Origin of the sequence: Collinsella sp. TF12-2AT (assembly GCF_003436735.1) — a bacterium.
Classification (GTDB): Bacteria; Actinomycetota; Coriobacteriia; order Coriobacteriales; family Coriobacteriaceae; genus Collinsella.
The window spans coordinates 1-1,832 of the sequence record NZ_QSQK01000025.1; the positions used below are offsets into that span (position 1 = coordinate 1).

General features: G+C 57.7%; 2 protein-coding genes. Both read right to left on the reverse strand.

What is annotated here, in order from left to right; translation table 11 throughout:
- Window positions 1-581, reverse strand: a 581-nt coding sequence (locus DXD24_RS09975) for a PTS sugar transporter subunit IIC (protein WP_147324174.1), incomplete at its 3' end; no start/stop codon positions are given.
- Between the two features lie 224 nt (window positions 582-805).
- Window positions 806-1,696 (reverse strand): DMT family transporter, encoded by an 891-nt coding sequence (locus tag DXD24_RS09980; RefSeq protein ID WP_233502394.1) that lies wholly within the window; start codon window positions 1,694-1,696, stop codon window positions 806-808.
- Between the last annotated feature and the right edge of the window lie 136 nt (window positions 1,697-1,832).

Here is a 1,832-nt window from a genome sequence, read left to right on the forward strand (position 1 = left end):
CCGAGCATGGCGAAGCCCATGGCAGGCAGGATGTTGGCGGCAACGCCGCAACCGTCGATGATGAAGGGCGGGATGAAGTCGAGCAGGCCCTGGATGGCGTCGGAACCCAAATAGAAGGCGCCGCCGCACAGCAGGAAGTACTCGACGCAGCCCCAGATTCCAATTCCCCAATGAACGGCGTAGATGCCTTTGAGGTTTCCCTTGAGGGCGAATTTGTCTGCCATATCGACAAACACAGGGAACAAGGCATTGGTAATGTTGCCGATCGTCAGCGCAAGGACGGCGATGGGCATGGCGAGCGCGATGGCCGTCTCGGTACCCTGACCGAGCTGAATGGCGAAGGCGCAAGCGAGCACGCCGCCGACGGTTTCGTTAGGCGGTACGTAGGCGCCGATGGAGATCGAGCCCATGAACAGCAACTCCAGGCTGGCGCCAACGGCAAGGCCAGTCTGCAGGTCCCCCAGCACCAGGCCCACGAGCGGGCACAGGACGATGGGGCGGAATGCGTAGAGGGTGCCGAGCTGGTAGTCGAGACATCCAAAAGCTCCGACTAAGCCGACGAGGATTGCTTGGACAAGCATAGTTCCTCCCAATAAGGAATCTCGAACCGTCACCACTCCCGTCGCGCGCGTTATTGATATCAATCCGGGAGTTTGACCACACGGTCCGAAGCGCACCTGGCGTGCTGCTAACACCCATACCAGGCACAAATGATTTGATACCAATTATAGGTATGCAGGTTCGTCTTATTTAATACCAGTCGCTCAGCGGGGTGTTTTTTACCGTAAACGGCAGACGCATCCCATTAGGCACGCCCTTTGTTTCGATGGCGGACAAGCGCCACCAGAAAGCCATCGCCAAAGGCATCGGATGCCAAGTTGGCCACAATCACCAAAACGATAATCGCCGCGCCCAAAAACTCGTTCCAGCGAAAGACCTCGCCAAAGAGGAGCGCCGACCAGCAGGGAGCGAGCACGACCTCGCTCATGCAGACCAAGTTGGCCGCAAACGCGTTGGTGCGCGCAATCCCCTTGGCATACAGCACGCTCGCAAGGCCGCTGCAAAAAAGGCCATGCACCAGCATGAGCCCCCACTCAAATGGTCTCACGGAGTCTAGGGCGCCGGCAAAATAGACGATCGGCAGCATCGAGATGCCGCAGGAGATGAGCGAGGACACCATGGGCGACGCATCGGGGCGAGAGTTCAAAAAGAAACACAGCCCAAAGGTGGCGCCCGAGATGACGGCAAGCAGGTTGCCGAGCATGCCCTCGGCACTCAAATCCCCTAAAAAGAAAAGTCCCATACCCGTAAAAGCAACCACCACGGAGGCGATCTTTGCCGTCGAGGGCAGCGTGCGCGATGCAAGCGATTGATACACGATAACGAAAATCATCGAGGTGTACTGCAGGACGATTGCGTTACCGACCGTCGTGAGCTGGTTGGCAAAGTTAAACGTGGTGCCCGTCACGAAGTTGCAGACGGCCACAAGGACAATAAGACGGCTGACGCGGAGGACGGGCCTGCCGACGAGCAGGATAAAGAGCGCCATAAATATTGCCGTAACGGCACCGATCAAAAGAGCTGACTGCGAATTGGCGCGAACGAGAATGCCGATAAAGCTCCACAAGAGCGCCGTGCCAAATAGATACATCGCCCCGCTCACGCCATTATCGGGCGGATTGTCAGATCGAATCACGAAGCACCTCCAGCTAGCTTTCGGTAATAAAAAACGGCGACCGCAATGGGTCGCCGTTTCCCTTGGGGGCAGAATAGAACGCAGGAACCTACGCCAGCACGCCGAAGAACGCGCCGACGATGCCCACGACCATGGT